This window comes from Streptomyces sp. SID11385, assembly GCF_010548245.1.
Lineage (GTDB): Bacteria > Actinomycetota > Actinomycetes > Streptomycetales > Streptomycetaceae > Streptomyces.
Map to the genome: position 1 here is coordinate 1 of NZ_JAAGLR010000406.1, position 8,230 is coordinate 8,230.

The window sequence follows — 8,230 nt, forward strand, 5'->3', positions numbered from 1 at the left end:
TGCTCGGCGAGCAGCGCGAGCAGCGGGGCGGCGTGGGGCCCGCTGTCCCCGGGCTCGGGCGCGTAGCCGAGCTCGTCGGCGTTGCGCACGAGGGCGCGGGCGCGCGAGTGCGCGTACCGGACGAGGAAGAGGGGGTTCTCGACGCGCTGGACGAGCAGCGCGGCGTCGAGCCGCGGACGGTCGGCGGCGGCGGTGTGCAGGAAGGCCCAGCGGCGCGACTCGGGGTCGAGGGGGGCGGTGGGGGCGTAGGGGGGGGCGGCGCGGAGCGGCTCTCCCGCGTCTTGACCCACGTTGGCGGTGCCGCCCTGGGCGCGGACGATCCGTACGAGGGCGTCGGCGAGGACGTGGGCGCGTTCGCCCTGGGCGCCTTCACCCTCGGGGCGGAGCGTCACGTGGTGGCCGGTGAAGGCGTCGCCGGGGCACCCGGCCCCGGCGACGACGTCCCGTTCGTACGTCGTGGGTCCCGCGAGGCGGAAGTTGAGGAACCCGGGGCCGGTGACGCGGAGGTCGGCGAGGCGCGGATCGTGCCGCAGCCGCTCGCGGAGGAGTCCGGCGAGGGCGAGCGGGGACGTGTGGGCGGGCCCGGCCGCGACGAGCGCGACGTTGCAGGCGTAGTCCCCGTACCCGCCGGGCCTCGGCACGGCGACGGTGACCCGCCCGAGCGCGGTCTCCGGCACGGGCCGGACCAGCCCCTCGTCCACGGCATGCCGCAGCGCACCGAGGACGGTGCGGGAGAGTTCTGCGGGGGTCACGGGTCCAGCGTAGGGGAGGGGGGAGGGGTGGGGGCGAATGGATAAAGGCCAGGTCCCGGAATGTGGACGGGACGGGCAGGGACGCGGGGCGAGCGGGGACGCGGGGCGGTGGCCTGCGGGGGCCGGAGCCGCTACTCCCCTCCTCTACTCCCCCTCCTCCTTGTCGACGGAGACCCGCCGGCCGCGCTCGGCGAGTTCCCGCACGGCGGCGACGAGGGACTCGGGCTCGAAGGGCTTGGCGAGGAAGAGATCGATCTCGGGGAGCGAGCGGTCGACCTCGTCGGCGCTGGAGGCACTGACCATGGCGAGCGGCACGTGGCTCGTCCGCGGATCGGCCCGCAGCCGCTCGGCGGTGCGTACCCCGTCGAGCCGGGGCATGGCGATGTCGAGCGTGATGACATCGGGCCGCACCTCGTGCACGATCTCCAGGCACTCGGCACCATCGGCCGCGGTCACCACCTCGAAGCCTTCCAGTTCGAGATTGACCCTGATCAGCTGCCGGATCATCTTGTTGTCGTCGACCACAAGAACCCGGCCGGTCGCCCCTGGCACGCCCCCGAGCCTAGGCGCGCCCCCCACCCCTCGTCCCGGCTTTCCCCACATCCACCCCCACGGAGGGACCCACCCGGACGCCCGTACGGAGCCCGATACCCGGTCACGCCCACCCACCCGAAGCTGGTAACGTTCTCCCCGTCGCCGCACCACAGCGACCGACACGCCCCCGTAGCTCAGGGGATAGAGCAACGGCCTCCGGAGCCGTGTGCGCAGGTTCGAATCCTGCCGGGGGCACCTTGGATTTGGTGCCGACGAAGACCCCGTTACCAGCGGAAGCTGGTAACGGGGTCTTCGCATGTGCACTCCGGGGGTTCGCGTGCACTCTTACATCGGACCGCGGTGGATGTGCGTGAAGGGTCCGTGAAGGAGTCACTACTTATGTAAGGTGATCCGCCTCAGGGGCGGACCCACAAATCGGCCGATCCCTGAGCTCAACAACACGGATGAACCAGGGGGCGGCGCGTGCCGTACACCGCAGAGATCAGCCGGACCAATCCGGGGTGCTTCATCTTTCTCGTTGATCAGTCGGCTTCCATGAGCGATCCCATGACAGGCGGCGAGATCGTCAAACAGCGCGCCGAGGTCGTTTCCGACGCGATCAACCGCCTGCTGACGGAGCTCTCCGTCAAGTGCGCCAAGGAGGAGGGGGTTCGGGACTACTTCAACGTCGCGGTGATCGGGTATGGCCACAACCACGTGGGCTCAGCCTTTCAGGGCGCACTGGCGGGGCGGGATCTCGTTCCACTGAGCGACGTTGCGAACAATCCGGCACGAGTGGAGAGCCGCACCAAGAAGGTGCCGGACGGAGCCGGCGGACTGGTCGAAACCTCAATTCAGTTCCCGGTGTGGATGGACCCGGTGACCAATGGCGGTACGCCCATGACCCGGGCGCTCGGCTACGCGGACAGCCTGGTGTCGAACTGGGTGGGGGAACACCCGAGCGGCTTCCCCCCGATCGTCCTCAACCTCACGGACGGCGAGTCCACCGACGGCGACCCGACGAGCGCCGCTATTTCCCTGGCCTCGCACGCCACTGCGGATGGAGCGGTTCTCCTCTTCAATCTGCACGTTTCTGGGAGCGGCGGCGTGCCAGTAACCTTCCCCGACAACGAGGAGGGCTTGCCGGACAGCTACTCGCGTCTCCTGTTCCAGATGTCGAGCGTGCTGCCCAGCCACATGCGCTCGTACGCGGCTTCGCAAGGCCACCGCGTCGGTGAAACCACGCGAGGCTTCGTCTACAACGCCGACATCACCTCCATTGTGGAGTTTCTCGACATCGGCACTCGCGCCACGGAGCTGCGCTGACCATGGGAGGCGCTCCCTCGACGCTGAACTACCAGGTGCTGCGCGTACCCAAGTCCGGCAACGCCATCGCGGAGTGCGAGGACGCGGCGTACGCATGGCACTCTTCGGAGGACGAAGGCGCACGGGACGGTGGTGGGCAAGCCAACGTACAACTGTACGCAGCTGTCGCGGACGGAGCCTCCGAGAGTCTGCTCGCCGGTCCGTGGGCCGATCGGCTCGCCCGCGACGTCGTGGAGTCAATGGTTCTGGGGCGTGAGTGGTGGAGGGACGTGTCCCGGTTCGTCGGTGATTTCATGCGCCGTGCGGAAACGAGCTGGGACGCCTACCTCGAACGGTACAAGGCTGATCGGATCGCCAGAGGCAGGCCCATCACCTGGTACGAGCAACCCGGCCTAGAAAAGGGCGCGTTCGCGACGATCGTGGGCGCCGAGGTACGGGGAACGGTCGATGAGGGCGGCAACGTCGCATGGTCGTGGCACGCCTTCGCCCTTGGCGACAGCTGCCTGTTTCACCTGCGGGACGGGGCCGTTCTGCATTCGTTCCCCGTTACGGAGACCGAGGGTTTTGGGATCACCCCAGACCTGCTCGGCAGCCGCAATCACGACACCACCCTGGTCGCCGAACGGCTCTCACTCGCGCACGGCACGTTGAAGCGGGGAGACGAGCTCCTGATCGCGAGCGATGCCCTGGCAGCCTGGCTGCTCTCTGCCGACAGAGCAGGCACGTCCCCGGGCACCCGCTTGGCCCTACTTGCCGAGCTGGGTGACGAATCCTTCGGCGAGTGGGTCGATGACCAGAGGACACGGGGGCTCATGCGCAACGACGACGTTACTCTCGTCCGGCTGAAAGTGTGAAAACGGAGGCGTGATGGCCGTATCAGCTGGTGGCCACTCGACGACAGGTGCGAGCGGCGTACGGAAGTTCCCCACCGGCGCCAACTACGCCGAGGCGCTTCAGCATCCCGAACTTTGCTTCAGGGACGCTGATCTCCAGCGGGGCACCGTGCGGCAGGTACCCGTGCTGGGCCCCAAGGCGATCTCGGGCAACTTCGCGAGTGTCTTCTCTCTGACCACACGCGACGGGCAGCGCTATGCGCTGAAGTGTTTCACGCGTGACGCCTCTGCCATGAGTTCCCGGTATGCCGCGGTCAGCGCCACTCTCCAGGCGCTCGATGTCCAGTCGCTGAGCCAACCGTGGCCGGTTGATTTCTCCTTCCTGGAACAAGGGGTTTTCGCACTGAGCAAGTGGTACCCGCTGGTCAAGATGGCGTGGGCGGAGGGTACAGAGCTGATCAACTGGCTGGACAGTCACCACCACGAGTCCGCGACCGTCCAGTTGCTCGCCGATCGTTTCCTCGCTCTGGTAGGTGACCTGAACGCTCACCACATCGCCCATGGCGACCTCCAACACGGCAACATCCTCGTCGCATCCGACTGCACCATTCGACTCGTGGATTACGACGGCATGTACGTGCCGGGCCTCGACGGCGAGGAAGCCACGGAGAACGGCCATCGCAACTATCAGTCGCCGCGAAGGACCGCGGCCGACTTCGGTCCAGCCATGGACCGCTTCTCTGCGTGGCTCATCCACCTGTCGCTCACCGCGCTCGCAGCTGATCCCGGCCTATGGTCCACGTTTCATGTCCCTGACAGCGAATACCTAATTCTTTCCGAAACAGATTTCAAGGAACCCCAGTACTCAACGGCCTGGCCGACTCTGCTCAACCACCCTGAGGAGCGTGTCCGCGCTCTCGCTACCAAGGTGCACGGCTTTCTTCCGCTGGTCTGCGCTGCCATCCCTCCACTCACCGCGGCCACGGTCCCTTCCCCGCGGGCGGCACGCTCGCGCCGTCACACATCCAACGAGACCGCCTCCTCCGGAGTGGCGCCCCCTCGGCCGACGATGCCACCGCATCCGGCCTGGATGGCCGGGCACCTTCCACCGCCCGCACCGCCCGTCACGACGACCTGCTTCTCTCGCCGGCGCCCAGGGGACTTCGTCGCGGCGGCTACAGCCCTGCTCAGCGTCAGTGTGCCCGGTCTGGCGACCGCCACCGCCCTGCAGGGTGAGGGGGCGCTGCCGTTCACGCAAGGGCTCGCCCTGCTCGCTTCGGCCTCTGCCCTGAGCCTGGGCCGACGGTTGCGGCCCGAGTACCGGGACGCACGACAGCGGGCGGGTGAACTACAGGCCCGTGCTGCCGTGCTGTCGAGGCAGACAAAGAGCGCCCACCAATTGGCCCAGGAGATCGCCCAACTCGACGCGACAGCGGCCCAAGAGGACACGGCCAGGAACAAGAGGCTTCAAGCCCTCCAAACGGAGCTGCGTGACGGGCTGGCACGCAAGACCATCGAACTGAACAACAGCAAACGGGTACTTCAGCAGCGCATCAAAGACTTGCCCACGAAGGAGAAAACGCTGATCAAGCAGGCCTCCGGACCTGCGGTATCCGCTTACGTGACCAGCAAGTTGCAGGCCGTGCCCATCGAGCGGGCCCGCAGCCTGCACAACATGGGGGACAAAACAATCAGGACGCTCCGCGCCGCCGGAATCCGCACCGCAGCCGACTTCACCGGTGTGGTTTTCACCCAGAACGCGTCGTACGGGAACCGTGTCGCCTCTCTCGTACTCCGGAGCGGCAAGCGCGTCCGCATCGCCGGGATCGGCGAAGCACGGGCGACCGCCCTGGAGGACTGGCGGGCCGGTCTGGAGCGCCAGGCCAGAAACGGGGCTCCCTCCACCCCCACCGCCCAGCAGCTGCACCAAATTCGTACAGAGATCGCGAAGGAGCGTGCGAAGTGGGAAGCCCAGATCCAGCACGCCGAGAGCAGCGCAAGCCGCCAGCAGGACCAATTGCGACAGCGCATCGCCGACGAACGGCAGCGACTCCAATCGGACCAGCAACGCAGAGTCGGCGAAATTCTGCGCGAACGTGCCGACCTGCTGCGGCAACAAGCACTGATCACGGATGGCAATGCCGAGCAGGTACGCACTGCGGCTGAGCTGACAGCTGTGCTGCGCCGCAAACGAAGCGACCTCAGCTTTCGCAAGTACGTCTCCTTCATCATGCGGGGCGACTGAATACCGTTCGCTGATCGCACTTGCGGCGGCCGTCTCCCCGCCCCCTCGCCCATCTCCGGGTGCCGGAGGTGCAGCGGTGACGCAGGGGCAAACCGCCGCCATTGTCGACGGCCCACCCCCAACTCGTGATCCGATCAAGAGGGAGTGTCTGGGCCGCCTCCACGACGAGGCCCCGCACCGTCTGAACGATGTCGGGCCTATTCGACCGTGCCGACGTGCTCGACTCCGCGCGCCGAATCTACGATGCCTTCCTCCGGGAGGATGTTGTCTTCTTCGGGGCCGACTTCTTCGCCGCTGTTTTCTTTGACGGGGACGTCTTCTTTGCTGATGTGGTCTTCTTGGCGGGGGTTGTCTTCTTCTTCGGAGCCGCCTTCTTCTTTCTGTCCTCCAGGTGGTGGACCTCCGCCACCTCCTCGTCCGAGGGGTCGCCGCCTCGGGACTTCTGGGCTGCCTTCACGCTGTTTTCCAAGGCTGACATCAGGTCGATGACCTTGCCGCCGCCCGGGGGGCGTTCGGGGGTGGGGAGTTCGTGGCCCTCGGTCTTGGCCGCGATCATTTCCTCGACGGCCTGGCGGTAGTCGTCGTGGAGGTCGTTCACGTCGGCCTCTCCGAGGGTGTCCATGAGGGATTCGGCGAGGTCGAGTTCCTTGTCGCGGACCTTGACGTCCTCGCTGGGGGCCACGCCCTCCGGGGCGCGGATCTCGTCGGGCCAGTGGAGTCCGTGCAGGACGATGACGTCGCCGACGACGCGGAGCATGCCGAGGCGTTCCTTGCCGCGCAGGGCGAACTTCGCGAGGGCGACGCGGTTGCCGCGTTTGAGTGCCTCGCGCAGCAGCGTGTACGGCTTCGCGGCGTTCGAGCCGCCCGAGGCGAGGTAGTAGGCGGCGTCCATCTGGAGCGGGTCGATGCTGTCGGCGGGGACGAAGGCGACGATGTCGATCGTCTTGGTGGTCGGGAGCGGCAGCGAGGCGAGGTCCTCGTCGGTGATGGGGATGAGGCTGCCGTCCGCGTCCTCGTACGCCTTGCCGATCTCGTCGCCCGAGATCTCCTTGTCCTCCAGTTCGCACACCTTGCGGTAGCGGACCCGGCCGCCGTCCTCGGTGTGGATCTGGCGGAAGGAGACGGTGTGGTTCTCGGTGGCGTTGACGAGTTTCACCGGGATGCTGACCAGGCCGAAGGAGACCGCGCCGTTCCATATCGATCGCACGTCGCTGCCTTTCGCCGAGGGGCGTCCGCCGTGGGCCCGGGCCCGGGACGAGTGGACACCCGCTTTGCGTGGAATTCTTATCGTATGACGCCGATCACGCATGTGGCGGGGCGACGGCTCGCGCTGAGCAATCTGGAGAAGGTCCTGTACCCGGGCGACGGCTTCACGAAAGGGGAGGTGCTGCACTACTACGCGGGGGTCGCGGAGGTCATGCTGCCGCACCTGCGGGACCGGCCCGTCTCCTTCCTGCGGTATCCGGACGGACCCTCCGGGCAGCGTTTCTTCTCCAAGAACCCGCCGCCCGGTACGCCCGAGTGGGTGCGGGTCGCCCGGGTCGAGCGTTCGGAGGGGGCGGGCGAGCAGGTGGTGATCGACGACCTCGCCTCGCTCATGTGGGCGGCGAACCTGGTGACGGAGTTCCACACGCCGCAGTGGCGGCTGGACGCGCAGGGGCGGGCGGACCGGCTCGTGCTCGATCTCGATCCGGGCGAGCCCGCGACGATCGTGGAGTGCGCGGTCGTGGCGCGGTGGCTGCGGGATCGGCTCGCGGCGGACGGGCTGACCGCGTACGTGAAGACGTCGGGCTCCAAGGGGCTGCACCTGCTCGCGCCGCTCGTCCCGGCGCCGTCGTCCGAGGTCACGGCGTACGCGAAGCGGCTCGCCGTGGAGGCGGAGCAGGAACTCCCGGACCTCGCGCTGCACCGCATGACGAAGAAGCTCCGCGCGGGCAAGGTCTTCGTCGACTTCAGCCAGAACGCCGCCGCGAAGACGACGGCGACGCCGTACACCGTGCGCGCCCGCGACTACCCCACCGTCTCGGCCCCGGTGACCTGGGAGGAGGTCGAGCGCTGCGCGGACCCGGAGGAGCTGGTGGTACTGGCCCAGGACATCCCCTCCCGCCTGGAGGAGCACGGCGAACTCCTCGCCCCGCTGGTGGCGGGCGAGGGAGCGGGGGAACTGCCGTGAGGGGGCGGGCGGGGGACGAGGGGAAGGGGGTGCGGCCGTGAGCGCGCTGCCTCCCGGGTTCGGGCTGCCGCTGCGGGCCGCGCTCGCCGAGTCCGTCGACCGGCTGCCCTCCGGGGCCGGGTGGGTGTACGAGCCGAAGTTCGACGGGCACCGGCTGCTCGTGGTGCGGGGCGAGGGGGTCGTCTTGCAGGCGCGCTCCGGGCGGCGCGTGACCGGCGCCTTTCCCGATCTCGTGGCGGCGGCGGAGCCCTTGCCGGAGGGGACCGTGCTCGACGGGGAGGTCGTGGTGTGGACCGACGGGCGCACCGATTTCGCCGCCGTGCAGCGGCGCGCCGCCGCGACCGCCGCCCGGGCCCCCGCGCTCGCG

Annotated in this window: 7 protein-coding genes, 1 tRNA gene and 1 pseudogene; 6 read left to right on the top strand and 3 right to left on the bottom strand. The window is 68.3% G+C overall.

Features of this window, described 5'->3' with window-relative positions:
- Together G3I42_RS12405 and G3I42_RS12410 are read right to left on the bottom strand one after the other, a co-directional pair.
- Nucleotides 1-752: arginine--tRNA ligase (locus tag G3I42_RS12405; protein WP_164285347.1), on the bottom strand; the 752-nt coding region annotated here is incomplete at its 3' end.
- A 144-nt stretch (nucleotides 753-896) separates the two neighbouring features.
- On the bottom strand, nucleotides 897-1,304 hold the full coding sequence (locus G3I42_RS12410) for a response regulator (RefSeq protein WP_343244529.1): 408 nt from the start codon (nucleotides 1,302-1,304) through the stop codon (nucleotides 897-899).
- 165 nt (nucleotides 1,305-1,469) lie between these two features.
- On the opposite strand from G3I42_RS12410, the gene G3I42_RS12415 reads away from it, so the two are divergent.
- The 4 genes from G3I42_RS12415 to G3I42_RS12430 all read left to right on the top strand — a co-directional run bounded on the left by G3I42_RS12415 (nucleotide 1,470) and on the right by G3I42_RS12430 (nucleotide 5,690).
- Nucleotides 1,470-1,541: transfer RNA gene (locus tag G3I42_RS12415), tRNA-Arg, on the top strand.
- 228 nt (nucleotides 1,542-1,769) lie between these two features.
- Nucleotides 1,770-2,612 (top strand): vWA domain-containing protein, encoded by an 843-nt coding sequence (locus G3I42_RS12420; RefSeq protein WP_164285349.1) that lies wholly within the window; start codon nucleotides 1,770-1,772, stop codon nucleotides 2,610-2,612.
- A 2-nt stretch (nucleotides 2,613-2,614) separates the two neighbouring features.
- Nucleotides 2,615-3,466, top strand: a complete 852-nt coding sequence (locus G3I42_RS12425) for a hypothetical protein (protein ID WP_164285351.1) — start codon at nucleotides 2,615-2,617, stop codon at nucleotides 3,464-3,466.
- A gap of 13 nt (nucleotides 3,467-3,479) precedes the next feature.
- Nucleotides 3,480-5,690, top strand: coding sequence for a hypothetical protein (locus G3I42_RS12430; RefSeq protein WP_164285353.1), 2,211 nt, complete (start codon nucleotides 3,480-3,482; stop codon nucleotides 5,688-5,690).
- Between the two features lie 238 nt (nucleotides 5,691-5,928).
- Here the strand turns inward: G3I42_RS12430 and G3I42_RS12435 are convergent, their stop codons facing one another.
- Nucleotides 5,929-6,897 (bottom strand): Ku protein, encoded by a 969-nt coding sequence (locus tag G3I42_RS12435; protein ID WP_164285355.1) that lies wholly within the window; start codon nucleotides 6,895-6,897, stop codon nucleotides 5,929-5,931.
- An 84-nt stretch (nucleotides 6,898-6,981) separates the two neighbouring features.
- Between G3I42_RS12435 and ligD the strand changes: the two genes are divergently transcribed.
- Both ligD and G3I42_RS12445 read left to right on the top strand, forming a co-directional pair.
- Entirely contained in the window at nucleotides 6,982-7,863 is an 882-nt protein-coding gene (gene ligD / locus G3I42_RS12440) for a non-homologous end-joining DNA ligase (protein ID WP_164285357.1), read from the top strand.
- Nucleotides 7,864-7,900: 37 nt separating this feature from the next.
- Nucleotides 7,901-8,230, top strand: a pseudogene (locus G3I42_RS12445) (ATP-dependent DNA ligase); the annotation flags it as partial.